The following is a 26,611-nucleotide window of genomic DNA, read 5'->3' on the forward strand; positions in this document are numbered from 1 at the left end:
GTTCAGGCTTTCTGCGGCGTCATGCGCAGCACTGGTCAATCACGCCGCGCACAATCGCATCGGGCGCGCTGCGAAGCGCCGCCTTGCCGGGGCCGTCGATCACGATGAACCGGATTTCGCCGGCTTCGGATTTTTTGTCGATGCGCATCAGTTCAAGGTAGCGGCCGGCATTGTCGCCAGCCGACAGCACCGGCGCCTTGACCGGCAAGCCGGCGCGCCGGATGAGCTTTGTCAGCCGCTGGACAAAAGCCATGTCGACCAGACCCAGACGCTCGGACAGGTGCGCGGCCATGACCATGCCGCAACCCACGCCCTCGCCATGCAGCCATTCGCCATACCCCAGGCCGGATTCAATCGCGTGGCCGAAGGTATGGCCAAAATTCAGGATGGCCCGCAGGCCGGCTTCACGCTCGTCCTGCCCCACGACCCGGGCCTTGATCTCGCAACTGCGCTGGATCGCATGGGCCATGGCCGCCGGTTCGCGGGCCATCAAGCCGTCGAGATTGGCCTCTATCCACGCCAGGAAGGCCATGTCGGCAATCGGTCCGTACTTGATGATTTCGGCCAGGCCCGCGCTCAGTTCGCGCGCAGGCAAAGTCTGCAGCGCATCGAGGTCGCAGACGACCAGCAAGGGCTGGTAAAACGCGCCAATCATGTTCTTGCCCAGCGGATGGTTGATCGCGGTCTTGCCGCCCACTGAGGAGTCCACCTGTGCCAGCAAGGTGGTGGGCACCTGCACAAAGGGCACGCCGCGCATGTAGCTGGCCGCGGCAAAACCCGTCATGTCGCCCACCACGCCACCACCCAGCGCGAACATGACAGTTTTACGGTCGCAGCCGTTTTCCAGCAAAGCATCAAAGATCAGTTGCAACGTGGGCCAGTCCTTGTGGACTTCGCCGTCGGGCAAGTTGACCAGCAGCACCTTGGCGTAATGCTGCTTCAATGCGTGGCTCAGTTGTGCCGCGTACAAGGGGGCGACCGTCGTATTCGACACCACAAGCGCGGTGGCGGCTTTCGGAAGATCCTGGTATGTCAGCGGATTCCCAAGAAGCCCGTTGCCGATGATGATCGGGTAGCTGCGCTCGGCCAGCTCGATCTGGACCCGCGCCGCCGTGGAAGAGGAATTTGCGTGCATGGAGGGAAGTGTAGAGGGACTCGGGCCCGGCAAGCACCCAGACCCCTAGGGCGCGGGCATCAGCCCGGCCAGCTCCAGTTGCATGAGGATCATGTTGACCAGGGTCGACACCGAAGGCCGGCCGGTTTCGATGACGAAGTGGGCGGTTTCCCTGTACAGGGGATCGCGGGCGGCGTAGAGGTCCCTGAGCCGGGCCAGCGGGTCGGCGACCTGAAGCAGGGGCCGGTTCTGGTCGTGCCGCAGGCGGCGAAATACCTCCTCCGGAACGGAGTGCAGGTAAACCACCTGGGAGCGCTCGCGAAGATGCAGCCGATTGGCGGGTCGCAATACGGTTCCGCCGCCACTGGATAGCACGCAAGCCTGGCCCAAGGTCAACTCGTCGATGACCTGCTGCTCGATGTCGCGGAATGCGTTCTCGCCTTCACGCTCGAAAAACTCGCGTATGGAGCAGCCGATGCGCTGCTCTATCACCTGGTCCGAGTCGATGAATCGCAGCCCCATCTTGCGAGCCAGGTGCCGGCCGACCGTGGACTTCCCCGAACCCGGCAGGCCCACGCAGGCGATTCTCAACGGGTTTGCATTCAATGGAGTCTGGAGGCATTTGCCCCGGATGCATGGACAGGAAGGGAAGAAAAAGAAACGGCTTCACAAACGCGACAGGCCCCAAAGGGCCCGCCATTACCTGCATTTTCGCACCAGGCCTGCCCCCGCCTCACGGTGGCCCGGCCCTGCGTAAGCCTAACGAAGCGCCGAGCCGTTGGTCAGCATCTTGGGCGTGATGAACACCAGCATTTCGGACTTGGTCGCGGAGCGGGTTGTCTGTTTGAAGAGATTACCCACACCAGGCAGGTCGCCGAGGAGCGGAACCTTGGTGACGTTGTCGCGGTCATTCTGTTCAAAAATACCGCCGATCACGACCGTTCCGCCGTTTTCCACCAGCACCTGCGTCTGGATGTGCTTGGTGTCGATCGCAAAACCATTTGAAGTTTCGCGGCCCACGCTGTCCTTGTTCACGTCGACGTTGAGGATGATGTTGCCCTCTGGCGTGATCTGCGGCGTGACCTCAAGTTTCAGGTTGGCCTTGCGGAAGGCGATAGAAGTTGCGCCGCTGGAAGTCGCTTGCTGGTAGGGCAGTTCCGTGCCCTGCTCGATCAGCGCCTTCACCTGGTCCGCCGTGACAACCCGCGGGCTCGACACAATCTTGGTCTTGCCGTCCGCTTCAGAGGCGGAAATCTCGAGATTGAGGAATCGCGTCTTGGCGGCGTTGAACAAGGAGACGGCAAACGTGGCCGCCGAGAAGCCGTTCTGCCCCACGGCCGGCAGGCTCAGGAATTGGCCGGCAGTCGTACCTGCCGTCGTCGCGCTGTAGCTGCCACCGAAAGAAGAGTTGGTATTCTGGTTGAAGGGCTGGCCGCCGAGCCGCACGCCCAGCGATTTTCCGAACGTATCCGACGCTTCCACAATCCGCGCCTCGATAAGCACCTGGCGCACCGCCACGTCCAATTTGGCGATCAGGCCTTGAACCTGCTCAAGTTTGGACGGAATGTCGGTCACAAACAGCTGGTTGGTCCGGGCTTCCGCAATGACGCTGCCCCGGTTTGACAGTATCCGGGCGCTGGCTGGCCCCGTCCCGGCTGCGCTGAGCTGGGTCGCGATATCCGCGGCTTTGGCGTAATTGATCTGGAAAGACTGCGTCCGGACGGCTTCAAGATTCTGTATGGCATTGCGGGACTCCAGATCGAGCTTGTCCTTGGCGGCCAATTCGTCCTTGGGAGCGATCACCAGTACATTGCCGTTTTTTCGCATGCCCAGACCCTTGGACTGCAAAATGATATCCAGCGCCTGGTCCCATGGCACATCCTTGAGCCTCAACGTGACGCTGCCCGACACGGAGTCGGAAGTGACGATATTGAAGTTCGTGAAATCGGCAATGACTTGCAAAAGGGAGCGAATTTCAATGTTCTGGAAATTCAGGGAGAGTTTCTCGCCGCTATAGCCTGGACCCTGGGTCAGTTTGGTCGGGTCAACCTTTTGCGGGCGGACTTCGAGGACAAACTGGTTGTCGCTCTGGTACGCGCTGTGTTCCCAGGCACCTTTGGGCTCCACCACCATCCGGACCTTGTCGCCCGTCTGGAAAGTCGTCACAGTTTGCACAGGCGTGCCGAAGTCCGCCACATCAAGCCGGCGGCGCAGGCCTTCGGGCAAGGCCGTCTTCAGGAATTCAATCACCAGGGTCTGGCCCTGCTGGCGGATGTCAACGCCGACTTCGTTATTGGACAGACCCACGACGATGCGCCCGCTGCTGTCGGTTCCGCGGCGGAAGTCGATGTCCTTGAGCGGCAGCACGTCACGATTACGGCTCTCCGCAAATACCTGCACCGGCGCCGGAGACGATGCCGCCGTCGCGGAGGAGTCCAGCGTGATTACCAGGGATTTTCCCTGAATCTCGGCCTTGTAGGTCGATGGCGCCTTGAGATTGAGCACGACCCGCGTCCGCTCCCCGGCCTGAACCACGTTTGCCGAACGCAGGTTTCCCATGTTCATGTCCACTGCGGACCGCCCCATGGCATTGCTGACACCGGGAAAGTCAAGGGCAATGCGCGCAGGCGCCTGGATGCTGAATCCGGTGGGAACTGCGGCAAGAGGCTCGGCCAGGTCTATGCGGATGATTTCCGAGCCGCCCTGAACCGAGCCGGTCACCGATTGGATCGAATTTTGCGCCTGGGCGGCCTGCGGCAGCGCCGCCAGCAATGCCAGTGCCATGCTTAACGAAGCGCCGCGCAATACACGTTCAAGCAAACGCTTCAGGCCGCCTCCCATACCCTCTGCCTCAAATGCCCACGTCTGCTTGTTCATTTTGATCCCTCTAAAAGCTGTAAAGTCGCCGTCCGCTCAATCCATTCGCCCGCGGCGTCCTGCACGATCTCACGCAGGGCAACGCTTGTTTCGGTCACTTTCGTAATACGGCCGTAATTCTGTCCAAGGTAGTTGCCGGCGCGCACCTGGTAAACCAGGTTGTCAACCTTGACCAGCGCCACCGGCTGCCCCACTTTGATCAAACTCCCCACCATGAAGGTCGCGTCCAGGGGATAGGCCTCCAGGGGCTCCTTGCGCCGGCTCAACTCCGGCGCTATCAGCGCCACATTGGACGTCGCCTGGCTGGAGTCGCGCTTGAGCGCCTGGGTCAGTTTCTGGTTGCTGAAGGGCTCTATGGCACCTTCCTGAACATAGGCTTGCGGCGAGAATTTGGTAGGTTCCGGCAGGGGTTCCACGCGGGGCCGGATCGCGTTACGCTGTTCCGTCATCCACTGCTGCAACTCTTCCTGGTCGGACGAGCCGCAACCGGCCAGCCCAAGCGACATCAGCATCAAGCCTCCCGTGAGCGCATAACTGGCAAGCTTCATTTTTTGGCTCCCTTGGCAGGCGCATTCTTGCGCTGCAGGGCCACTTCTTCAGTGTCCAGATAGCGGAAAGTCTTGGCCGTGGTGTCCATGGTGAGGTTGCCATCCTTGCCTGGAACCAGGGTCAGGTTGTTCAGGGTAACGATACGGGAAAGGTTGGCGATGTCGGCGGCAAAAGCACCCATATCGTGATATCGACCGGTGACGCGGACCGCAATTGGCAATTCAGCGTAATACTCCCTCACGCTCACTTGTCCCGGCCGGAACAGTTCAAACTGCAGGCTACGGCCAAGGCCGGCCTGGTTGATGTCGGACAGCAAGGCATCCATTTCGGCTTTGCTGGGCAGCTGCTTCTCAAGCTGGGTCACATACTGCTGGACCTGCTCGCGTTGCTTCTTCAATGCGTCCAGATTTATCGCCTGCACCAGCTTCTTCTTGTAGTCTTCTCTCAGTTGAACCTCTTTGGCCTGCTCGGCCACAAGTTCTTCGTCCGAGGAACTCAACCAGACAAACCACAACGCGACGACCACGCCAACCGTGACAGCAACGCACAGGAGATAGCGCGGAAGCGCCGGCCATGAGGGCGGGTCATTGGGATCGAGTCCACTGAACTGGGCCTTCAGGTTGTTTTGGATCGCCGAGAAATCGACGGAGACTTTGGGGGGTTTTGCCATGATCGTTCAGCCTGTTTCAGGTCTTGGCCGGCGTCGAGGCCGCAGCCGCCGGTACCGCGCCGGCTGGCGTAGAACCGGCCGCTTTCGGCGCATTGGCGCGCTTGAGGCCGACGCGCATGGAAAAATTGGACACCCGCCGCTGGTCGCGCGGGCTCAGTGCTACCGTGCCGGCGGTAATTTCAACCAGTTCGGGCTTGGTCAACCAGGGGCTGTTGTTGCCGAGATTGCGCAAAAGCTCGGAAACCCGTTCATTGGATTGGGCTACGCCGCTGATCAGCACCGTCTGGTTGTCCTGCCTCATGCTGTTGATGTACACGCCATCGGGCAGCTGTTTGACCAGCTCGCTGAGCAAATAGACCGGCAAATTCCGGTTGCCTTGCAGATCTTCCACCGCGTTCTGGCGCGCCCTCAGCGCGGCGATTTCCTCCTGCAGGGCGGCAATGTCCTTGATTTGCCCTTCCAGGCGCTTGATCTCTGTTGCCAGGAAGGTGTTCTTGCTTCGCTGGCCTTCAATCTGGGCCAAGTACCAGGAGTACACGGCACCGCAAATCAGGCCGCCAACGAGGGCCGCTACGCCAAGCGTCGCAAAAAATACTTCCCGCCTGCGCTTGCGCGCAGCTTCGCGGTGCGGGAGCAGATTGACGAGAATCACTGCAGGAACCTCCGCAAGGCCAGACCACAAGAGGTCAGGTAAGACGATGCCTCACGGCGCATTTTCTTTTCCCGCACGCCGTCGCCCAGTTCCATGCCCTCGAAAGGATTGGCCAGTAGGCAGGCAAATGAAGTCTGCTGCGTGACGGAATCGGTGAGACCGGGCAGGGCGGACGAACCGCCGGCAAGCATGACGTAGTCCACCTTGTTGTGCGGGGTGCTGGTAAAGAAGAACTGGAGTGCGCGGCCGATTTCCTGGGCCATGCTTTCCACAAATGGTTTCAGCACGCCGGAGCCATAGTCTTCCGGCAAATCACCGCTGCGTTTCTTGCTCTCCGCCTCCTCCGGCGAAAACCCGTACTGGCGCACGATCAGCTGCGTCAGCTGCGCACCGCCAAAGGCCTGGTCGCGCTCGTACAGCACCTCGTCGTTCCTGATGACCTGCATGCTGGTGGTCAACGCGCCCACTTCAAACAGGGCAACCATGGTGTCCACCCCTTTATTGGGCAGGTTTTCGACCAACCGGGCGGTTGCCAGGCGTGAGGCGTAGGACTCCACGTCAACCACGATGGGTTTGAGGCCCGCGGCTTCGGCCAAACCTTGCCGGTCTTGCACTTTTTCCTTGCGCGAGGCGGCAATCAGTACCTCGACGTCGCCACTGGAGGTGGCGCTGGGGCCCACCACGCAGAAGTCAAGGCTGACTTCATCCAGGGAAAAGGGAATATATTGGTTGGCCTCAGACTCGACCTGGATTTCGAGTTCGGCGTCCGTCATGCCGCCGGGCAGGATGATTTTCTTGGTGATGACCGCGGAAGCGGGCAGCGCCATGGCGACATTTTTGGTCCGGGTGCCACTCTTTTTGACCAGGCGGCGCACGGCTTCGGCGACTTCGTCGAATTTTTCGACATTGCCGTCGGTGATCCAGCCACGCTCCAGGGGCTCGATCGCGCAGCGATCCAGCACCAGGTTGCCGGCCTTGTCACGGCTCAACTCCACCAGCTTGACGCTGGACGAACTGATATCCAAACCCAGCAAGGCGGGTTGTTGGCGGTTGAATAACGATCCCAGAGAGATCAAAGCGGTCCCCAAATGACGGCTAATATGTAGCCCTGCATACTTAAGAAATCACTTGAATAGTAGCAGTAAGCTCTTTGTGCAGTAAGGATTTTTCCTGTTTCGCACATTCAGAGCGTTGTCAAAAGCCGACGCTTGTAACTGTCTGCAAGCGGACAGACCTGGGCAAAACGATGTCTGCAAACGTAAAAGTGTGTCGCTTGGCATGATGCCCCGTACGCCCCGCTTTCCAGGATTTTTATAATAGTGACGCGACTTTACGATTGCCTACATGCCCTCCACGCCTACCCCTCCTGATTCAACCCCCGGCCCCGCGAAGTCAACGCCGGCCAAGTCCTGGCTGCCGCGCTGGCTGGTCAAGTTCCTTTTATGGAGCGTAGGCCTTTTGCTGGCCGGCGTCGCCAGCGTTCTGCTATTCGTGGCGGTCGCCCTGTCGGTCGCCTACCCCAACCTGCCCGACATCTCGGACCTGGTGGACTACCGGCCCAAGCTTCCGCTGCGCGTTTTCTCCGCCGATGGCGTGGTCATCGGCGAATTCGGCGAGGAGCGCCGCAGCCTGACCCCCATCAAGGACATCCCGCAGGTCATGAAAGACGCCGTGCTCGCCATCGAGGACGCGCGCTTCTTCTCCCACGGCGGCGTGGATTACCTGGGCGTGATCCGCGCGGGCTTTGCCAACGTGGGCCGCGCCAAGAGCCAGGGCGCCTCCACCATCACCATGCAGGTGGCCCGCAATGTGTACCTGTCTGCGGAAAAGAGCTACACCCGCAAGATCTACGAGATCCTGCTGACCTTCAAGCTGGAACATATGTTGACCAAGGACCAGATCCTTGAGATCTATATGAACCAGATCTTCCTGGGCAACCGGGCTTACGGCTTTGCCGCAGCGTCGGAAGCCTACTTCGGCAAACCGCTGAAGAACATTTCGATTGCGGAAGCCGCCATGCTGGCCGGCTTGCCCAAAGCGCCTTCGGCCTACAACCCCATCATCAACCCCAAGCGCGCCCGGGCCCGCCAGCTCTACATCATCGAGCGCATGGAGGAAAACGGTTTCATCACGGCCGAACAGGCAAAATCCGCCAAGGAAGAAGAGCTCAAGGTCAGAACCGGGCCCGACGCGGGCCGGGTGCACGCCGAATATGTGGCGGAAACCGTGCGCCAGCTGGTCTACAACCAGTATGGCGACGAAACCTACACCCGCGGCCTGAACGTCTACACCACCCTGCGCTCCACCGACCAGACCGTGGCCTACAAGGCGCTGCGCAAGGGCATCATGGATTACGAACGCCGCCAGATTTACCGCGGCCCCGAGAAATTCATCGACCTGCCCGTCAACCCGCAGGAAACCGAAGACGCGATCGACGATGCACTGACCGACAACCCCGACAACGGCGACGTGATGTCGGCCGTCGTGCTGGAAGCCAATCCCAAGCGCATCCTGGCGCTGCGCCAGAACAGCGAGACGGTCGAAATCACCGGCGACGGCCTCAAACCCGCGCAGTCCGGCCTGGCCGACAAGGCCGGCCCCAACATCAAGATCCGCCGCGGCGCCCTGATCCGCGTCGCTAAAACGCCGAAAAACACCTGGGAAATCACCCAGTTGCCCGAGGTCGAAGGCGCTTTTGTGGCGCTGGACCCGCGCGACGGCTCGATACGCGCGCTGGTGGGCGGTTTTGACTTCGAGAAAAACAAGTTCAACCACGTGACCCAGGCATGGCGCCAGCCCGGCTCCAGCTTCAAGCCCTTTATCTACTCGGCCGCGCTCGAAAAAGGCTTTACCCCGGCCACCGTGGTCAACGACGCGCCTCTGTTCTTCGACGCCGGCGTGACCGGCGGCCAGCCCTGGGAGCCCAAGAACTACGACGGCACCTTCGACGGCCCCATGAGCCTGCGGACCGGCTTGAAGAAATCCAAGAACATGATCTCCATCCGCATCCTGCAGGCCATAGGCGCGCCCTACGCCCAGGACTGGATCACCCACTTCGGCTTTGAAGCGGAAAAGCACCCGGCCTACCTCACCATGGCGCTGGGCGCCGGCTCGGTGACGCCGATGCAGATGGCCACCGCCTATTCCGTGTTCGCCAACGGCGGCTACCGCGTCAATCCTTACCTGGTCAGCAAGATCACCGACCAGCGTGGCAAGGTTCTGCTCGACACCAAACCGCCCGCGCTGGACGAATCCATGCGGGGCATAGACGCGCGCAACGCCTTCATCATGGACAGCCTGCTGCAGGAAGTGGCACGCTCCGGCACGGCGGCCAGGGCGCAGGCCACCCTCAAGCGGCCCGACCTCTTCGGCAAAACCGGCACGACCAATGACTCCATCGACACCTGGTTCGTGGGCTTCCAGCCGACGCTGACGGCGGCGGTCTGGATGGGCTACGACACGCCGAAAAAGCTCGGCGACCGGGAAACCGGCGGCGGCCTGAGCCTGCCGATCTGGATCAACTTCATGGAATACGCCCTCAAGGGCGTGCCGGTCGCCGAATACCCGCCGCCCGAAGGCGTCGTGAACGTCGGCGGCGAGTGGTATTACAGCGAGTACGCCCGCGGCTCCGGTGTCAGCACCGTGGGCGTTCAGCAGGATCCGGCGGCCGCCAATGCGGGCCAGCCTGCCGGTCCGGCCGCGCCGGGCGGCCCCATCCAGGTGCTGCCGCCCTCGGACGAGAAAAAGCGCATCCTGGACTTGTTCAAGAATTGACCCGGCCGCGAGCCGCGCATGAAAAACGGCCCGTCAGGGCCGTTTTTCATTCAAGCAGCGAATCCGTATCAGGTATCAGGCCCGGGCCGTGAACACCAGCTGCTGGCCAGCCTGCTCACTGGCATAGCGCGACAGGTTGGCGAAAAACTCGCTGGCATCCTTGGTGTCGGCCCAGCGCCCACCGCTGAATTTGTAGTGAAACCCGCCGGCCTTGGCCGCCATCCAGATTTCCTGCAGGGGTTTTTGCAGGTTGATGATGATCTGGCTGCGGTTGGAAAAGGTGAGCGTGACCATGCCGCCGGTTCGCTGGTTGTCGATGTCCGCATCGGTTTCATCGTTGATCCGGTCACAGGCAGCCTCCACCGCCTGGAGCGCGCGCTCGGCCAAATCCTGGTATTCAAGGTCCGTCATTACAATCCCGTCATGGTTTCTTCAGCTCAAATTTTAGGTCGCGTCCGCAATCCCGCCTTACGGTATGGCCTTGCCGCGATTGTGGCCGGTACCGCCCTGCTGGCCGGCTGCGGCCAAAAAGGCCCTCTTTATTTTCCGGTGCCGCCCAGAATCCCGGGCGCGCCGGCCCTGCCGTCCCTGACCACCCCCCCCGCCACCACGCTCCCTGCGGCGCCGGATGATGCGGCCGTCGTGCCGCCTGTGCCGGTCTTGCCGGCCTCCGCCGCCCGTTGATCTCGCCCAACGCTTGCCCTCCCCGGCCTGAACCTTCAAATTCAAGGCGCCGGCGGACCGCCACCTTGAATCGGTCATGGCGCGCACGCCGCGCGCTCCTTAAGATACCCCGAACCCTCAGCCCGCATTGACAGCCCACGTACCACCATGACCCGCCCATCCCTTCCCGGCCATCCCCATTTCGCCTACCGCGAGGGCGAGCTCTTCGCCGAGAACGTCCGCCTGCGCGAACTCGCCGCCGTACACGGCACGCCGCTCTTCGTTTATTCCAAAGCCGCCATGCTGTCGGCGCTGGCCGCCTACCAGCGCGGCTTTGCCGGACGCCATGCGCAGATCTGCTACGCCATGAAGGCCAACTCCTCGCTGGGCGTGCTGCAGGTGTTCGCCCGCGCCGGCTGCGGCTTTGACATCGTCTCGGGCGGCGAGCTGGACCGCGTGCTGGCCGCGGGCGGGGAGGCCGGCAAGGTCATTTTTTCGGGCGTGGGCAAAACCCGCGCCGAAATGCGCAAGGCGCTGGCCGCCGGCATCGGCTGCTTCAATGTCGAAAGCGAAGCGGAACTCGACGTGCTGTCGGAAGTGGCACTGGCCCTGCAGCTGCGCGCGCCCGTCAGCATACGCGTCAACCCGAATGTGGACCCCAAGACGCACCCCTATATTTCCACCGGCCTGAAGGACAACAAGTTCGGCGTGGCGCATGAAGACGCGCTGCGCATCTACCAGCATGCGGCGTCGCTCAAGGGCTTGCGCGTCGTCGGCATCGACTGCCACATCGGCTCGCAGATCACCGATGCCACGCCCTACCTCGACGCCATGGACCGCGTGCTGGACCTGGTGTCTGCGATTGAAGCCGCCGGCATCACGCTGGAACACATCGACTTCGGCGGGGGCCTGGGCATCAACTACAACAACGACACGCCACCCGAGGCCGACGCGCTGTGGCGGCAGTTGCTGGCGCGCCTGGACGCGCGTGGCTACGGCGGCAAGAAGCTGATGATCGAACCCGGCCGCTCACTGGTCGGCAATGCCGGCGTGTGCCTGACGGAAGTGCTCTACGTCAAACCCGGCGAGCACAAGAACTTTTGCATCATCGATGCGGCCATGAACGACTTGCCGCGCCCCGCCATGTACCAGGCTTTCCACGCCATCGTTCCGGTGACGGCCATCGCCACGAAAGGTGCTGCGGAAATGACTTACGACGTGGTCGGGCCGGTCTGCGAAAGCGGCGACTGGATAGGCCGCGACCGGGCGCTCACTGTGGTGGCAGGCGACCAGCTGGCCGTGATGTCGGCGGGCGCTTACTGCATGAGCATGGCCAGCAACTACAACACGCGCGGCCGCGCGGCCGAGCTGCTGGTCGACGGCGACCAGGTGCACCTGATTCGCCGCCGGGAAACCGTGGAAGACCAGATGCGGCAGGAAGTGCTGATCAACAGCTGAGGCGGTAGCCCCGCCGGCCGGCGGCTGGCCTCTAGGAAAGCTTGCCGCGCACGCCATAGGCGGGCTGCAGCTTCTTTTTCCGGATGAACTGCTGCACGCGCCAGCCCAGCAGCACCGCGATGATCGCGGCGTAGACGAACACCTCGGCGAAATTGTTCTTGCCGGCGCGCATCCAGAAGAAATGCAAAAGCCCCAAGCCGGCCACCAGGTAGACCAGCTTGTGCAGCCACTGCCAGCGTTTGGCGCCCATGGCCTTGATCGCGGCGTTGAAGGACGTGGCCGCCAGCGGCGTCAGCAGCACAAAAGCCGAAAACCCCACGAGGATAAAAGGCCGCTTGGCGATGTCCTTGGCGATGTCGGCAACATCAAAGCCCATGTCGAAGCCGCTGTAGCTCAGCAGGTGAATGACGACATAAAAATACGCGAACAGCCCCAGCATGCGCCGAAAGCGCGCCAGCGCCGGCGTGCCGCTGATGACCCGCAGCGGCGTGACCGCCAGCACGATGCAGATGAAGCGCAGCGTCCAGTCGCCGGTGGCGCGTATCAGCGCTTCGGCCGGGTTGGCGCCCAACTGGTTGGTGAAAGCGCCATAGAACAGCCAGGCGAACGGCAGCAGGCAGATGGTGAACAGCACCGGCTTGGCGGCCGGATGCAGCAGCCACTTCTGCGTTGCCGCCTTGAGCGTGCCCATCAAAAGTTCTTCTTGAGATCCATGCCGGCGTAGAGCTGGCCTACCTGCGCTTCGTAGCCGTTGAACATCAGGGTCTTGCGCTTCTTGGCGAACAGGCCGTCTTCGCCGATGCGGCGTTCGGTTTCCTGGCTCCAGCGCGGGTGATCGACGTTGGGGTTCACGTTTGAATAAAAGCCGTACTCCTGCGCGGCGGCCTTGTTCCAGGCCGTGCGCGGCTCCTTGTCGGTGAAGCGGATCTTGACGATGCTTTTGCCGCTCTTGAAACCGTACTTCCAGGGCAGCACCATGCGCACCGGCGCGCCGTTCTGGTTGGGCAGCACTTCGCCGTACATGCCAAAAGCCAGCAGGGCCAGCGGGTGCATGGCTTCGTCCATGCGCAGGGCTTCCACATAAGGCCAGTCCAGGACGCGCGAACCGACGAAAGGCATGGTCTTGGGGTCGGCCAGGGTGATGAACTCGACGTACTTGGCACTGCCCAGAGGCTCGACCTTTTTGATCAGTTCGGACAGCGAATAGCCGACCCAGGGAATCACCATGGACCAGCCTTCGACGCAGCGCAGGCGGTAAATGCGCTCTTCCTGCGGGGCCAGCTTGATCAGGTCTTCCAGTGTGAAGGTTTTGGGCTGTTTGACCAAACCCTCGACGGCCACCGACCAGGGTTTGGTCACCAGCGTGTGGGCGTTCTTGGCGGGCTCGGCCTTGTCGACGCCGAACTCGTAGTAGTTGTTGTAGGTGGTGACGTCCTTGTAGTCGGTGATCTTTTCCATGGTCACCGCGCCGGCCACCGCCGACTTGCCGCCGGGCAGCGCCGCCAGCTTGCCGGGTTTTTGCACCGTCTGCGCCATGGCCTGGCGCCCCGCCCAGCTCGCCATGGCGGCACCGGCGGCGCCCGTGGCCATCAGTTTGATCAGGTCGCGGCGGCCGTGGTAGATGCCGCGCGGCGTGATCTCGCTGGGAACAGGGTGGTCGAAACCGCTGGCGTGGGTCTTGATGAGCATGGAGGCGTCCTTGAATATCCGTTAGGGGTTAGTCTGAATACGCAGCAAGTTCTTACAGGGATTCAGCCAGGGGCTTCTACAAAGACTCGCCGACGGCTACAAGGTTCCGTAACTGTGCAGTCCCGAGAGGAACATGTTGACGCCCAGGAAGGCGAACGAGGTCACCGCCAGCCCCACGAGCGCCCACCAGGCGGCGACCGTGCCGCGCAGGCCCTTCATGAGCCGCATGTGCAGCCACGCGGCGTAATTGAGCCAGACGATCAGCGCCCAGGTTTCCTTGGGGTCCCAGCTCCAGTAGCCGCCCCAGGCCTCGGCCGCCCACAGGGCGCCCAGCACCGTGGCGATGGTGAAGAAGGCAAACCCCACAGCAATCGCCTTGTACATCACGTCGTCCAGCACCTCGAAGCTGGGCAGGCGCGCGGCGATGCGCTTGCGGCCCAGCAGGATGCCGGCGGCGATCAACCCCGACACCGCCAGGTAACCGACCCAGTAGTAGCTGCCGCCCACTTCGGCCGGCGACTTGCTGCGAAACACGATGGGCACAAAGCACAGCACCACGCCGAGCAGCCACAGCGGCGTGAGCCGGTGCCAGCGCGTTTCATTGGCCTGTTGCTTGATCAAATAGGACAGCGACACCATGGCGGCCAGCGAGAACATGCCGTAGCCAATGAAGTTGGCCGGCACGTGCAGCTTCATCCACCAGCTTTTGAGGGCGGGCACCAGCGGCTGGATTTCATGGGCCTCGCGCACCACGGTGTACCAGAGCAGGAAGCCGACAGCGGCACTGACCACCAGCATCACGAAAGCGCCCAGCGCGCGGGTGTTGTACTGCGATTCAAAGTAGAGGTAGAAGGCCGCTGTCATCCAGCAGAACAGCACGAAAACTTCGTACAGGTTGCTGACGGGGATGTGGCCGACGTCGGCGCCAATCAGGTAGCTTTCATACCAGCGCACCAGCGTGCCTATCAGCGCCATGCCGACGGCGACCCAGGCGATTTTCGAACCCAATGATTCCAGCGTGCTGCTCTGGCTCTTGGCGAACATGCCGAGCCAGTAAAAAATCGTGCTCATGAAGAACAGCACGCTCATCCACAAAATGGCCGACTGGCTGGAGAGGAAGTACTTGAGCCAGAACACCTGGTCGGCGCGCGCCAGATCGCCCTGGTAAGAGGCAATGCCCAGCAGCGCGAAGGCGCTCACCACCACCATCAGCACGCGCAGCGGCCGCCAGAACCAGCCCATGGCGATGGCCGCCGGAATGGCGGCCAGCAGGATGCCCTTTTCATAGACGTCCATGAAAGCGCCGTAGCGGAAGAAGGCGTAGAGGAAGCCGCCGGCGACCAGCGCGGCGAACACCCAGTCCAGCACGTTACGCCGCACGAAATAGCCTTCGTTGAGGCTCAGCGTGCTATCGCCGCCGCCGGCCTTGAGTGTGGTGGTGTTCACCGCCGTGGTGTTGATCGTGGAGGTATTCATACAGGACCCTGCAACAGTTTTGTTTTCAACATCTCGAATTCCTTGTCGCCATCCATGGTCTTGCGGTTGGTCGACAAAGCCATGGTGGCCTGGCTGTTCGCAGCCAATTCTGGCACCGAATCCCCCCCAGCGGGAGCTCCTTGTCCCAGGGGTACTCGCGGCGCCAGCCAGACCCAGACCCGGCGCTCGCGCACATACAGCATGGCGAACACGCCCAGAATGAGGAAGGCGCAGCCCAGGTACACAATGGTTTTGCCCGGGGCGCGCGCCACCTGGAACACACTCGCCTGGACCTGGGTGAAATCCTTGAGCTCAAAGGCCATGGGCGCGGGGTAGAAGTGCGCGTCCGACAGGCTCAGCACCATCTGCGACATGAAGCCCAGTGTTTTTTCGTCCTGCGCCATGGGCTTGAGCCCGGCCTGCTCGCGCGTCATCTGGGCCAGTTCGAACAGCGCGCCGTTGAGGATGCGAACCAGCACTTCGCCGGCGCGGTTGCGCTCGGCCTCGGGCACATTGGCTTCCATGAAATCGGAAATCGCCTGCAGGCCCGCGGTCTTGCCGCTGCCATTGCCAGCCGCCGCCGCGTCGGTACCGCTGCCGGCAAACAGCGCCAGCGCGCGCGAAGCGGAGGCCGCGAGTTGCTGCGCCAGTTCGGGCCGGTCACGGCCTATGGCCTGGCTGGCATAGCGCCTGACGGCGAGCTCACGCTGGGCCGGGTCGGCCAGCGCGGCGCGCAGGCGCAAAAAGGTTTCCATGGCGCCTTCGGTATCGACCGGGATGCGCAGGTACTGGAAGGGAGCCGACGGTGTTTCGCGCACGCCCATCAAATACACCGCCGGGCTGTTTTCATCCGGGTCGGTCTTGACCGGCAGCATGTAGTTGTGGAACTCGCGGGCCTGGCCGGCGGAGTCACGCAGCTTGTAGCTCACGCTGGGGCCGACGTTGCGCAGCTCTTTTTGCGTCACCGTCTTGTTGGCCGCGCCCAGGCGCGAATCAATGGCCTGGTGCAGGTCGACCTTGCGCACGTCGGCGCCCGAGCCGCCCATGCTGCCGCCCGAGGCGAAGTTTTCCACGTTGATCACGCGCAGCGCGGTGTATTCGAGCGTCAGCTTTTCGGCGCCCTCGCCCTGACCGTTTGTCAGGCTGCTGGTGCCGCCAATCGTGCCCTGGATTTCAAAGGGCTTGCTGGCCGCGGCCATGGGAATGGCCTTGAGCGTGACGCTGGAGCCGCCGTCGTCAAAACTGGACTGGTAGATCTCCACGCCCCTGTGGCGGGCCGGGTGGTTGACCTCCACGCGTGCCGGGATTTTTTCGCCGGTTTCCTTGTCGTGGATGATGATGTCGCTGGCAAACAGCTTGGGCATGCCGGTCGAGTAGTACTCGACGATGAACTTCTTCAGCTCGATGGAAAACGGCAGCTCCTGCAGCAGCACGCCGCCCGGCTGGTTCAGGATGGCGGTGCTGGCCTGCGTGCCCTCGGCCACCAGCAGATTGGCGCGGAAAGTAGGGTTGCTGTCGCTCAGGCGGTATTGCGCCGGCACGTCGGCGATCAGGCCGCCGCCGGTGTAGATCGATTTGCCGTTGAGCCACATCTGCGCGCGCACGACCATGTCGCCGTCCAGAAGGCCGCCCACGCACACCAGCACGATGGCGCTGTGCGCGGCGATGTAACCCAGCTTGTTGGCCGCGCCCTTCTTGGCGGCCACCATCCAGCCGCCGCCTTCGGGCGTCTGGCGCTGCTGCAGCTTGACCTTCCACCCGCTTTGCACCAGCGTCTGGCCGATGCGTCGCGCGGCGGCTTCAGGCGCTTCGGCCAGCGATGCCTCGGCTCGGTGGCCGAAAGCCTTGAGGCTTTGCTCGCGTACGTTTTCCTTGAGCTGGTTCAGGTCCGCCAGGATTTTGGGCGCGTTGCGCGAAATGCACAGCGAGGTGGAAATCACCAGGAAAGCCAGGATCAGCAAAAACCACCAGGCGCTGTAGATGGTGTTCAGGCTCAGCAGGCTGAAGGCCTGCGCCCAGAACGGGCCGAACTGGTTCACATAGTTGCCCAGCGGCTCCGCCTGCTTGAGCACGGTGCCGATGATGGAGGCGATGCAGATGACCGTCAGGAGCGAGATGGAAAACCGCATGGAGGACAGCAGCTCCACTGCCGCCCGCAAACTGCGGGAGCCCCAATTGACCTTCATACCGTGGGTGGAAACTGTCATGCTTTGAGTGGAACCGGAGGCGGAATCGGAATCGGGCTGCTGGCAGCCGACAAGGGAGAAAAAGAAAAAAGGCGGGCTTTCATCAGAAAGACCCGCCTTGGTGTGATTGGTTTTAGCGGCTTGGGTTCAATACTGCAGGCGCCCTGCGTGTACTTTCGGCACAAAAGCCCGCCTCCCGGCAGGCCAGGGGCCTAGCGCAGGCCGGCGATATAGTCGGCCAGCGCGCGGATTTCGCGGTCGTTCAGCTTGGCCGCGACCTGGGCCATGGGGACGCTGTTCTTGCGGCCGCCGTCACGGAAAGCCGTCAGCTGCGTCACGGTGTAGTCGGCATGCTGGCCGCTCAAACGGGGATATTGGGACGGGATGCCGGCGCCGGTCGGGCTGTGGCAGCCTGCGCAGGCCGCAATCTGGCGATCCTGCACGCCGCCGCGGTAGATGCGCTCACCGAGGGCGACCAGCTCCTTGTCCTTGGCAAAGCCGGTCTTGGCTTTTTTCGAGGTCGCCCAGTAGGCGATGTTTTTCATGTCCTCGTCGGACAGCGCCGAGGCGAAGCCCTGCATGATGGGGTTTTTGCGCTTGCCGGACTTGAACTCCTGCAGCTGCTTGACCAGGTATTCAGGGTGTTGCTGCGCCAGCTTGGGGTTGGCGGGCGTGCCGGAATTGCCGTCGGCGCCGTGGCAGCTGGCGCAAACCGCCGTGAAGCTGGCCTCGCCTTTGACCAGGTCGGGCTTGGCCACCTTGGCCGGCGCCGCCGCAGCGGCCTCGTGCGCGGGTGCGGCTTCGCCGGCGGCAAACGACGACACGGCAGGCACGGCCAGCAAAGCGGCCAGGAGAGAAGTAACGAACAGCTTCATATCGGGGGTTTTAATTGGTTGGCGCACAAAACTTATAACTTTCTGATTTTACAATGGCTTCTGGGCATCCCCGATTATTCGGGTCTTGCCGCGGCAAGCCGCCACCGGCTTTCTGCCGGCCAACGGCCTCGGCAGCCGCGCCCACAGGGGCTCCGGCCCCTTTCAACGCATGCCGCCGGCATGCAACAGACCTTCAGGGACCGCCCGACATGACCTCAGCTTCCCCACCCAAAGCGCCTCCAGTTGCACCCGGCGCCCCCGATCCCAAGATCGCCATGGGCTGGCTGCACACGGCCAAATTCCTGACCACTGCGCCTGAACTCAAGCACCTGCCGCGCGTCGACGTGCCGGAAATCGCCTTCGTGGGCCGCTCCAACGCGGGCAAGTCCACCTGCATCAACACGCTGACGCAGCAGCACAGGCTGGCCTTTGCCTCCAAGACGCCCGGCCGCACGCAGAGCATCAACCTTTTCAGCCTGGGCAAACAGGGCGTGACCGACGCGGTACTGGCCGACCTGCCGGGCTACGGCTACGCTGCCGTGCCCAAGGAAGCCAAATACCGCTGGCAACAGGTGATGGGCAACTATTTGCAGACCCGCGACAACCTCAAGGCCGTGGTGTTGCTGTGCGACCCGCGCCTGGGCCTGACGGAACTCGACGAAATCCTGCTGGACGTCATCCGCCCGCGCGTGGAGGACGGCCTGAAATTCCTGGTACTGCTGACCAAATCCGACAAGCTCAACAAGACCGAGGCGGCCAAGGCGCTGTCCATTGTGCGACTGCAGGCCGGCGGCGGAGACGTCAAACTCTTTTCTTCGCTGAAGCGCCGCGGCGTCGAGGAAGTCGCCCAGCATTTGTGGGACTGGGCGCATCCGGTGGAAAAGCCGGCCAAGCCCGCCAAAGCCGCACCTGAGGAGTTGCCCGAAATCAACGATTGATGCCGGGCGGCGCTGCCGGCTGTCAACAGAAAGCGTAGCGCCATGATCGAAACCACTTTGCAGGGCCTGCCGCACGGCATCACCCTGTCCTGCCGTGCCAGTGGCGCCAAAGGCCGGCCCGTGCTGATGTTTCTGCACGGTTTTCCGGAAGCGGCTTTTGTCTGGGACGGCCTGCTCGAACATTTCGCGCGGCCCGAAAACGGCGGCTTTCGCTGCATCGCGCCCAACCTGCGCGGCTTCGAACAATCCAGCGCACCTCCCGAGCCCGCCGCCTACCGGCCCAAACACCTGGCGCAGGACATCGCGGCGCTGATCGCGCTGGAAGGCGGGCGGCTTGAATGCCTGGTTGCGCATGACTGGGGCGGCGCGGTGGCGTGGAAGCTGGCAGCCGACCAGCCGGCCTTGATGAAAAAACTGGCCATCATCAACTCGCCGCACCCGGGCACTTTCTTGCGCGAGCTGCAGCATTCGCCGGCGCAGCAGGACGCCAGCGCCTACATGAATTTTTTGATCCGTCCCGATGCCGAGGCGCTGCTGGCCGAAGACGACTTTCGCCGCCTCTGGGAATTTTTCACCCACATGGGCGCGGCCGACGGGCCGCATGCCTGGCTGACCGACGCGGTGCGCGAACAATACCGCGCCATCTGGCGCCAGGGCCTGACCGGGCCCTGCAACTACTACCGCGCCTCGCCGCTGCGCCCGCCGCGGCCCGGCCCGCCGCACAACGATCCGGCCGCGGCCGCCGTGACGATTCCGCGCGAAATGCTGGAAGTTCATTTGCCCACACTAGTGCTCTGGGCCCTGGACGACATCGCGCTGCCGGCGGCCCTGCTGGACGGCCTCCAGGACTACGTTCCGCAGATGGAGCTGCACAGCATCGCGGGCGCGACGCACTGGATCGTCCACGAGCAACCGAAACTGGTGGCGGCGTATCTGCGGGATTTTTTGCGTTAGCCGGCAACGGCCCCGCTCAATACAGCGAGGGCTCGCCTTCAGGCCGCGTCTTGAACCGCTTGTGCACCCAGTAGTACTGCGCCGGCATGGCCGCAATGTACTCGCTCAAGCGCGCATTCATGAGCGCGGTGTCGGCCACCGGGTCTTCGCTGGGGAAATTCGTCCAGGCCGGCAGCACCTGCACTTCGTAGCCGGTGGGAGTGATGCGCGGCAGCAGCGGCAGCACCTTGGCGCGGCCCAGTTTGGCGAAACGCGAGAGCGAAGGCACGGTAGCGGTCGGCACGCCGAAAAATGGCACGAACACGGAATCATCGGGGCCGAAATCCATGTCGGGCAGCAAATACAGCGGCTGGCCTTCGCGCAGCGCGGCCACGATGGGCTTGACGCCTGCCGCGCGGCCGAACAGCCGCAAATTGCCGAAGCGCCGCCGCCCGCGCAGTATCCAGCGGTCCACCAGCTTGTTGGACTGATCGGTGTAAATGGTGGTGGAGGGCCGCGGCATCTGCAGCGCCACGGCCGTCCAGGCCGCGTCCAGGCCCACGAAGTGCGGCAGGAAAATCACGGTCGGCGCGTTGCCCGCCAGCTCATCGACAGCGCCCGTCAAATGCACGCGCCGCTGTACCCAGGTCTTGGGCGCGTGCCACAGCCAGGCACGGTCCAGCCAGGCCTGGGCGAAGTAAACAAAGGTCTGCACGTTCAGCCGGCGCCGCTCTTGTACGGAAAGCGCCGGGAAACATAGCGCCAGGTTGGTCTCCACCACGCGCCGGCGCGCGCCCACCATCGCATACAGCACCCAGCCGAGCAGCACGCCCAGCCCGCGTGTCCACGACAGCGGCAGCAGGGCGAGCAATTGCATAAAGAGGATGCCGCCGCGGGTCACAAGCCGGCCGGCGATCTGGCGCGCAGTCTTCAAAGCGGTGCTTCCTTGCGTGGTGTCTTGTAGCGCGCGTAGCCCCAGAGGTACTGGCCGGGCTGGCTCAGCACGATGGCTTCGATGGCGCGATTGATCCGGGTCACGGCCTGCAGCAGGTCGGCGCGCGCTTTACCGGAATCGGCGGGCTCAACCCCTTCGACGGCCGGCCATATCTTGAGAAAGTAGCCCTTACCGTGCGCCAGGCGCTCGCAGCTCACCGGCAGCAGCACCGCGCCGCTTTGCAGGGCCAGCCGCGCCGCCAGCGTCATGGTGTAGGCCGGCTTGCCGAAAAACGGTGCCCAAACGCCCAACCCCTCCGGCGGCACCTGGTCGGTCAGCAGTGCCACGGCCTGGTTGGCCTTGAGGGTCTTGTGCATCAGGCGTATGCCGCTCAGGGATGCCGGCACCACGGTGAGGTTGGCGCGGTCGCGCGCCAGCCGTTCCAGCCGCGCCAGCCAGGCCTTGCGCGCGGGCCGGTAGATGGCGGTGATCGGCCCGTAAAGCTCGGCCAGCGCCTGCGGACCCAGTTCAAAGCTGCCGCAATGGGGGCCGAAAAAAATCACGCCGCGGCCCTGGGCGAAAGCGTTCTCCGCATTGCTCTGGCCCTCCACCCGCACGTTGCCCAGGCAGGACTCCGACGCGGGGCGCATCCACAGCTTGGGCAACTCGGCGATAAAACGCCCGGCTTCGGCAATCGCCGGGCGGGCCACGTCAAACGGCAAGCCGGCCTGCGCCACGTGGGCGCGGAATTGCGCGCGGTAGCGCGGGCTCAAGCCCCAGACCAGCCAGCCCAATGCGCCGCCCACCGCATGCAGGGCGGCCAGCGGCCAGAGGGCAAAGAAACGGAATAACCAGGACATCGATCAGGGAGGGGTATTGAAGGGCCAATGCGGCCTAAATAAGACAGTCATATAATGAGCGCTGTCGCCGAGTTACTGAACAACTTGCAGGGCGACATTAAACCAAACTGCTAAAGCGTTCGCCGAAGCACCCCAGCCGGCAACGCGCCGACAAACTTCATGGAGTGTACGCAATGGCGAACGATTTTCTCTTTACTTCCGAATCCGTCTCCGAGGGCCATCCCGACAAGGTCGCGGACCAGATTTCCGACGCGATTCTCGACGCGATTTTCAAGCAGGACCCGCGCAGCCGCGTCGCCGCCGAGACCTTGACCAACACCGGCCTGGTCGTGCTGGCCGGCGAAATCACCACCAACGCGCACGTCGACTACATCCAGGTCGCGCGCGACACCATCAAGCGCATCGGCTACGACAACACCGAATACGGCATCGACTACAAAGGCTGCGCCGTCATGGTCTGCTACGACAAGCAGTCCAACGACATCGCCCAGGGCGTGGACCATGCCAGCGACGACCACCTGAACATAGGCGCCGGCGACCAGGGCCTGATGTTCGGCTACGCCTGCGACGAAACGCCCGAACTGATGCCCGCGCCGATTTATTACGCGCACCGCCTCGTCGAGCGCCAGGCCCAGCTGCGCAAGGACGGCCGCCTGCCTTTCCTGCGCCCCGACGCGAAGAGCCAGGTCACCATGCGTTATGTGGACGGCAAGCCGCACAGCATAGACACCGTGGTGCTGTCGACCCAGCACAGCCCCGACCAGAGCGAGACGGCTCACAAGATGAAGGCCTCCTTCATCGAAGCCATCATTGAAGAAATCATCAAGCCGGTGCTGCCCAAGGGCATGCTGACCAAGGACACCAAGTACCTGATCAACCCGACCGGCCGCTTCGTCATCGGCGGCCCGCAAGGCGATTGCGGCCTGACCGGCCGCAAGATCATCGTCGACACCTACGGCGGCGCCTGCCCACACGGCGGCGGCGCCTTCAGCGGCAAGGACCCCAGCAAGGTGGACCGCTCGGCCGCCTACGCAGCCCGCTACGTCGCCAAGAACATCGTGGCCGCGGGCCTGGCCCGCCAGTGCCAGATCCAGGTGGCTTACGCGATCGGTGTGGCAAAGCCCATGAACGTGACGATCTATACTGAAGGCACCGGCGTCCTTTCCGACGAGAAGCTCTCGGCCCTGGTCAACGAACACTTCGACCTGCGCCCCAAGGGCATCATCCAGATGCTGGACCTGCTGCGTCCCATCTACGAAAAGACGGCAGCCTACGGCCACTTCGGCCGCGACGAACCGGAATTTACGTGGGAGCGTACCGACAAAGCTGCGGCCCTTCGGGCTGCAGCCGGCCTGTAATACCGAACGCTGTAAGCGCAACGTCCTACGCCGCCGACCGCCAAACCCCGGCAACATAAAGCCACCTTCGGGTGGCTTTTTTTATGCCTCGCCGAAGAGCCGGCGTCTACAATTTTCAGCAGGTTTGCGCCCAACCGGTGGCGCCTTTTCGAGCCCTTCACAAGAAAGCACCCATGCGAAGCACCACCCGAAAAATGGCCGTCAACATCGCCTCTGCCTTGTTCGCTTTTTTCACGCTCATCGGCATCAGCGAGTTTTCATATGACAACTCCATGGATGCCATGGATGATGTGGCGCAGGCACAGCTTGCGCGCGGCCACGTGCAGCGGCTGTTGCGCGACGTGCTCGATGCCGAAACCGGGCAGCGCGGCTACCTGCTGACGGGCGACACCATGTATCTGGAGCCCTATAAAGCCGCCATTGCCGACATCGGCCAGACACAGGACCAGTTGCGCGAACTGTTCGCCGCGCGAAGCGATCAGATCGGCACCCTGGCGCGGCTTGGGCGGACGGTGCAACGCAAGCTGGCCGAGATGGACCTGTCCATCCGCATGAAAAACGAAGGCAAGGACGATGCCTGGCGCTTTGTCCTGACGACGGAGGTGGGCCGGGAGCAGATGGACATCATCCGCAGCAGCGCCGGCCAGCTGATCGGTGAAACCAACCAGCAAACAGCCCATGGTTACGCCGAAGTGCGCCGCTCGCTGCTACTGGCGCGCTTAGGTATCACGCTGGTGGGGGCCGTTGCCTTTGTCGCTTTCTGGCTGTATTTGCGCCAGACTGCCGCGCTGGACCAGGCCGGCCGGCGCCAGCAAATGGCGCTGGAGGCCGAGCGCGACCTGCTGGACGTTCAGGTCAGGGAACGCACCACCCGGCTTGCCGAACTGGCGACCCATTTGCAGCAGGTACGGGAAGAGGAGCGCGGCCACCTGGCGCGCGAGCTCCACGATGAACTCGGCTCGCTGCTGACCGCCGCCAAGCTCGACGTGGCGCGTATCAAGGCCAGGATAGCCGCCGATGCCGGCGACCTGCATGCGCGCATCGAGCACCTGATTGAAACGCTGAACAGCGGCATCGCATTGAAGCGGCGCATCATCGAAGACCTCCGCCCCTCGTCGCTGTCCAACCTGGGCCTGGTGCCGGCCCTGGAAATACTGACCCGCGAATTCGGCCAGCGCTCGGGCCTGAACATCATCGCCAACCTGGAGCCGGCGGAACTCGACGAAACCATCCAGTTGACGGTCTATCGCCTGGTGCAGGAGTCGCTGACCAATATCGCCCGGTACGCGGAAGCGAAAAACGTGGAAATCAGCCTGCTCAGCTACAAGGACTACATCCTGGTGACCGTTCACGACGACGGCCGGGGCTTCGATCCACAGGCCGTGCAGTCCTCCAGCCACGGCCTGCAAGGCATGCGTCACAGGGTAGAGGCGTCAGGCGGCCGCCTTGACATCCGTTCCGATAACGGCGCCACCATTTCGGCCACCTTGCCCCTGACGGTGCGTAAAGCCGCGCCGCAAGCCTGAGGCAGCGGCTGAAGGCTTTCGCTCACCCGCGCGTGTAAGGCGTCTTTCCGACGTGCGGGGTGTTGCCCAATTCCTCTGAAGGCGCGGTGTCGGCCTTGGGTTCAGGAATGGTTTTGTTGGTGCCTTCCCTGCCGTATTCGCCGGCGGAGTTCTTGCCGGGCCCGGCCGCCGGCGTTTTCGCGGCGCCGCCCGGGCTGGTTTTCGCCGCCGTGGTGGTTTGTTGGCTCATGTCTTCTCCTTTGCCGCAAGGGCCGGCGAAATTTCGCGCGACCCCATCAGGTCACAAAACTGCTGGGGGCCGCCAAGGAAGACGCGGGCGCCTCGGGCGTGTGCGCCGCGCCAAAACCCCTGTCGGTCACGATGAAAGGCCATGCGCTGCGGGACTTTCCCGCATCAACCGGAGCGGGCTCACGCAGCGGTCGCACCGCCCGGTTTTCCGGCATTTGCAATTGCATGGGGAAACTGTCTAGAAACATGGCGATGCCGATAAGGCTGGAAGTGGCTGGGTTTTGACTTTAGGGTCCGTGCCGGCCATGAAGCGTCGGCAGGATAGGAAATGTGTGTAGGACAAGCCCGAATCAGCGGGCCACGTAGGTTCCGCCCCGCCCACCTCCATCGGCCAGGCAGGACATCAGCCTGTCATAGTCCACCGGCTTGACCAGGTGGTGGTCGAACCCCGCCAGGCTGGCGCGGTTTTTGTCGGTCGACTGACCCCATCCCGTGAGGGCGATGAGGACGATTTTTTCATTGCCCGGCTGCTGGCGGATCAGCCGCGCCGCATCGTAGCCGTTCATGCCGGGCATGCCGATGTCCATCACCACCACGTCCGGCCTGCCCGCCGCGACGGCGGCAACGGCGGCAAGGCCGTCGTAGGCCGTGCTGACGGCAAACCCGTCCATGCCCAGCAAGGCCTCCAGTGTGTTGGCCGCGTCCACGTTGTCGTCCACCACCAGGATCTTTTTGGCGCTTGCCGGCGGGGCGATGCCGGCCGCCGGCGCGGGTGATTCAGGCACCTCGCCCTCCAGCACCACCGGCATGGCCAGCACGAACTCGCTTCCTTTGCCCAGGCCTTCGCTGAGGGCGTGGAGCGTGCCGCCGTGCATCTCGGCAAACTGCCTGGCCAGGCTCAGGCCAATGCCCAGGCCGGTAGGCGCCTCGCCCGGCACAGGGGTCTGTGCAAACAGGTCGAATATCTTCGCGAGCGAGGCCGGCTCCAGCCCGATGCCGTTGTCCTTCACGCGAAACGTCACCACCGGCCCTGCGACTTCGGCGCGCAGCACGATATGCCCGCCGGCAGGCGTGAATTTGGCGGCATTGACCAGCAGGTTGGCAACGCTCTGCACCAGGCGGGCATGGTCGGCATCCAGCACGTGCGGCGCGTCGGGCTGCTGCACGTCCAGCCGGTGCTGCTTGCTCTCCATGGCGGAGCCTGATATTTCCACCGCATGGTTGATCACCGACTGCAGCGTGATCCGCCCCTTTTTCAGCATCACCTTGCCGCTGGTGATGCGGGCCACGTCCAGCAGGTCGTCCACCAGCCGCGTGAGGTGGGTCACCTGCCGGTCCACCACATTGCGCACCTGGGTGACCTGGCCCGAATCGGGATGAAGGTGCTTGAGGATGCCCATCGACGTGCGTATGGGCGCCAGCGGGTTGCGCAGCTCGTGCGCCAGCGTGGCCAGGAACTCGTCCTTGCGTTTGTCCGCATCGCGCACCTGGTATTGCCGTTCGCGCGCCCGCACGGCCGAGCGCGTGGCGGTGATCAGCGCGATGGTGCGCACCGGCCGCTCCACCAGCGTCACGTTGCCCAGGTGTTCCACGGCCCGCTGCACGTCCAGGGAATCGGCGCCGCTGCGGGTCAGCAGCAAAATCGGAATGTCCGACCAGGTCGGCTGTGAGGCCACATACTCGGCCAGCGGCCGCATGCCCGTGCCGCTGACCACCTCTTCCACCAGCAGCAGGGCACCGGCGCCCTGCGACAGCTGCACCATGAGTTCTTCGCTGTTCGCGCAGACGATGCTGTGGATCCCCACGGACTGGAGCACTTTGGCGGTCAAGGCGGCATCCCGCCCGGTCGGT

At 63.3% G+C, this 26,611-nt stretch carries 24 protein-coding genes; 7 read left to right on the top strand and 17 right to left on the bottom strand.

The features are described 5' to 3' along the window. Positions 1 to 19: 19 nt before the first annotated feature. The 7 genes from aroB to ACLV74_RS00690 all read right to left on the bottom strand — a co-directional run bounded on the left by aroB (position 20) and on the right by ACLV74_RS00690 (position 6,938). The gene (gene aroB / locus ACLV74_RS00660) at positions 20 to 1,135 is read right to left on the bottom strand and encodes a 3-dehydroquinate synthase (protein ID WP_411877429.1); all 1,116 of its coding nucleotides are present in this window, start codon (positions 1,133 to 1,135) and stop codon (positions 20 to 22) included. Between the two features lie 45 nt (positions 1,136 to 1,180). Continuing rightward, a complete protein-coding gene (locus ACLV74_RS00665; RefSeq protein WP_411877430.1) occupies positions 1,181 to 1,705 on the bottom strand; it encodes a shikimate kinase in 525 nt (174 codons plus the stop codon). 168 nt (positions 1,706 to 1,873) lie between these two features. Then, positions 1,874 to 3,991 carry a type IV pilus secretin PilQ gene (gene pilQ, locus ACLV74_RS00670; RefSeq protein WP_411877431.1) on the bottom strand — a complete coding sequence of 706 codons (2,118 nt, stop codon included), beginning with the start codon at positions 3,989 to 3,991 and terminating at the stop codon, positions 1,874 to 1,876. Then, positions 3,988 to 4,539: a pilus assembly protein PilP gene (locus ACLV74_RS00675; RefSeq protein WP_411877432.1), complete on the bottom strand. Its 552-nt coding sequence runs from the start codon at positions 4,537 to 4,539 to the stop codon at positions 3,988 to 3,990. Before ACLV74_RS00675 ends, pilQ begins: the two co-directional genes overlap by 4 nt. After that, on the bottom strand, positions 4,536 to 5,210 hold the full coding sequence (locus ACLV74_RS00680) for a type 4a pilus biogenesis protein PilO (protein WP_411877433.1): 675 nt from the start codon (positions 5,208 to 5,210) through the stop codon (positions 4,536 to 4,538). Before ACLV74_RS00680 ends, ACLV74_RS00675 begins: the two co-directional genes overlap by 4 nt. Before the next feature lie 16 nt (positions 5,211 to 5,226). After that, positions 5,227 to 5,862, bottom strand: a complete 636-nt coding sequence (locus ACLV74_RS00685; RefSeq protein WP_411877575.1) for a PilN domain-containing protein — start codon at positions 5,860 to 5,862, stop codon at positions 5,227 to 5,229. After that, positions 5,859 to 6,938 (bottom strand): pilus assembly protein PilM, encoded by a 1,080-nt coding sequence (locus ACLV74_RS00690; protein WP_411877434.1) that lies wholly within the window; start codon positions 6,936 to 6,938, stop codon positions 5,859 to 5,861. The genes ACLV74_RS00685 and ACLV74_RS00690 overlap by 4 nt, the downstream gene beginning before the upstream one ends. 268 nt (positions 6,939 to 7,206) lie before the next feature. Between ACLV74_RS00690 and ACLV74_RS00695 the strand changes: the two genes are divergently transcribed. Further along, positions 7,207 to 9,636 (top strand): penicillin-binding protein 1A, encoded by a 2,430-nt coding sequence (locus tag ACLV74_RS00695; protein WP_411877435.1) that lies wholly within the window; start codon positions 7,207 to 7,209, stop codon positions 9,634 to 9,636. A gap of 75 nt (positions 9,637 to 9,711) precedes the next feature. Here ACLV74_RS00695 and cyaY read toward each other — a convergent pair whose 3' ends face one another. Then, a complete protein-coding gene (gene cyaY, locus ACLV74_RS00700) occupies positions 9,712 to 10,047 on the bottom strand; it encodes an iron donor protein CyaY (protein ID WP_411877436.1) in 336 nt (111 codons plus the stop codon). A gap of 12 nt (positions 10,048 to 10,059) precedes the next feature. Between cyaY and lptM the strand changes: the two genes are divergently transcribed. Together lptM and lysA are read left to right on the top strand one after the other, a co-directional pair. Next, positions 10,060 to 10,320: an LPS translocon maturation chaperone LptM gene (lptM, locus tag ACLV74_RS00705; RefSeq protein ID WP_411877437.1), complete on the top strand. Its 261-nt coding sequence runs from the start codon at positions 10,060 to 10,062 to the stop codon at positions 10,318 to 10,320. Positions 10,321 to 10,467: 147 nt separating this feature from the next. After that, positions 10,468 to 11,757: a diaminopimelate decarboxylase gene (lysA, locus tag ACLV74_RS00710; protein ID WP_411877438.1), complete on the top strand. Its 1,290-nt coding sequence runs from the start codon at positions 10,468 to 10,470 to the stop codon at positions 11,755 to 11,757. Positions 11,758 to 11,788: 31 nt separating this feature from the next. On the opposite strand, the gene ACLV74_RS00715 is transcribed toward lysA, so the two are convergent. The 5 genes from ACLV74_RS00715 to ACLV74_RS00735 all read right to left on the bottom strand — a co-directional run bounded on the left by ACLV74_RS00715 (position 11,789) and on the right by ACLV74_RS00735 (position 17,983). Continuing rightward, on the bottom strand, positions 11,789 to 12,448 hold the full coding sequence (locus ACLV74_RS00715; protein ID WP_411877439.1) for a sulfite oxidase heme-binding subunit YedZ: 660 nt from the start codon (positions 12,446 to 12,448) through the stop codon (positions 11,789 to 11,791). Continuing rightward, on the bottom strand, positions 12,448 to 13,446 hold the full coding sequence (gene msrP, locus ACLV74_RS00720; protein WP_411877440.1) for a protein-methionine-sulfoxide reductase catalytic subunit MsrP: 999 nt from the start codon (positions 13,444 to 13,446) through the stop codon (positions 12,448 to 12,450). The genes ACLV74_RS00715 and msrP overlap by 1 nt, the downstream gene beginning before the upstream one ends. 96 nt (positions 13,447 to 13,542) lie before the next feature. Next, the gene (ccsB, locus tag ACLV74_RS00725) at positions 13,543 to 14,922 is read right to left on the bottom strand and encodes a c-type cytochrome biogenesis protein CcsB (RefSeq protein WP_411877441.1); all 1,380 of its coding nucleotides are present in this window, start codon (positions 14,920 to 14,922) and stop codon (positions 13,543 to 13,545) included. After that, a complete protein-coding gene (locus ACLV74_RS00730; protein ID WP_411877442.1) occupies positions 14,919 to 17,129 on the bottom strand; it encodes a cytochrome c biogenesis protein ResB in 2,211 nt (736 codons plus the stop codon). Before ACLV74_RS00730 ends, ccsB begins: the two co-directional genes overlap by 4 nt. A gap of 191 nt (positions 17,130 to 17,320) precedes the next feature. Then, on the bottom strand, positions 17,321 to 17,983 hold the full coding sequence (locus ACLV74_RS00735) for a c-type cytochrome (RefSeq protein ID WP_411877443.1): 663 nt from the start codon (positions 17,981 to 17,983) through the stop codon (positions 17,321 to 17,323). A 209-nt stretch (positions 17,984 to 18,192) separates the two neighbouring features. On the opposite strand from ACLV74_RS00735, the gene yihA reads away from it, so the two are divergent. Together yihA and ACLV74_RS00745 are read left to right on the top strand one after the other, a co-directional pair. After that, entirely contained in the window at positions 18,193 to 18,921 is a 729-nt protein-coding gene (gene yihA / locus ACLV74_RS00740) for a ribosome biogenesis GTP-binding protein YihA/YsxC (protein ID WP_411877444.1), read from the top strand. A 42-nt stretch (positions 18,922 to 18,963) separates the two neighbouring features. Continuing rightward, positions 18,964 to 19,875 carry an alpha/beta fold hydrolase gene (locus ACLV74_RS00745; protein WP_411877445.1) on the top strand — a complete coding sequence of 304 codons (912 nt, stop codon included), beginning with the start codon at positions 18,964 to 18,966 and terminating at the stop codon, positions 19,873 to 19,875. Positions 19,876 to 19,891: 16 nt separating this feature from the next. On the opposite strand, the gene ACLV74_RS00750 is transcribed toward ACLV74_RS00745, so the two are convergent. After that, a complete protein-coding gene (locus ACLV74_RS00750; protein WP_411877446.1) occupies positions 19,892 to 20,788 on the bottom strand; it encodes a lysophospholipid acyltransferase family protein in 897 nt (298 codons plus the stop codon). Further along, positions 20,785 to 21,648: a lysophospholipid acyltransferase family protein gene (locus ACLV74_RS00755; protein ID WP_411877447.1), complete on the bottom strand. Its 864-nt coding sequence runs from the start codon at positions 21,646 to 21,648 to the stop codon at positions 20,785 to 20,787. The genes ACLV74_RS00750 and ACLV74_RS00755 overlap by 4 nt, the downstream gene beginning before the upstream one ends. A 173-nt stretch (positions 21,649 to 21,821) precedes the next feature. Between ACLV74_RS00755 and metK the strand changes: the two genes are divergently transcribed. Both metK and ACLV74_RS00765 read left to right on the top strand, forming a co-directional pair. Further along, positions 21,822 to 23,006 (top strand): methionine adenosyltransferase, encoded by a 1,185-nt coding sequence (gene metK, locus ACLV74_RS00760; protein ID WP_411877448.1) that lies wholly within the window; start codon positions 21,822 to 21,824, stop codon positions 23,004 to 23,006. 173 nt (positions 23,007 to 23,179) lie between these two features. Beyond that, positions 23,180 to 24,532 carry a CHASE3 domain-containing protein gene (locus tag ACLV74_RS00765; RefSeq protein ID WP_411877449.1) on the top strand — a complete coding sequence of 451 codons (1,353 nt, stop codon included), beginning with the start codon at positions 23,180 to 23,182 and terminating at the stop codon, positions 24,530 to 24,532. A 22-nt stretch (positions 24,533 to 24,554) separates the two neighbouring features. Here ACLV74_RS00765 and ACLV74_RS00770 read toward each other — a convergent pair whose 3' ends face one another. Beyond that, positions 24,555 to 24,761 carry a hypothetical protein gene (locus tag ACLV74_RS00770; protein ID WP_411877450.1) on the bottom strand — a complete coding sequence of 69 codons (207 nt, stop codon included), beginning with the start codon at positions 24,759 to 24,761 and terminating at the stop codon, positions 24,555 to 24,557. A 349-nt stretch (positions 24,762 to 25,110) separates the two neighbouring features. Further along, positions 25,111 to 26,589: a response regulator gene (locus ACLV74_RS00775; protein ID WP_411877451.1), complete on the bottom strand. Its 1,479-nt coding sequence runs from the start codon at positions 26,587 to 26,589 to the stop codon at positions 25,111 to 25,113. Between the last annotated feature and the right edge of the window lie 22 nt (positions 26,590 to 26,611).

This window comes from Polaromonas sp. YR568 (genome assembly GCF_943369415.1).
GTDB lineage: Bacteria > Pseudomonadota > Gammaproteobacteria > Burkholderiales > Burkholderiaceae_C > Polaromonas.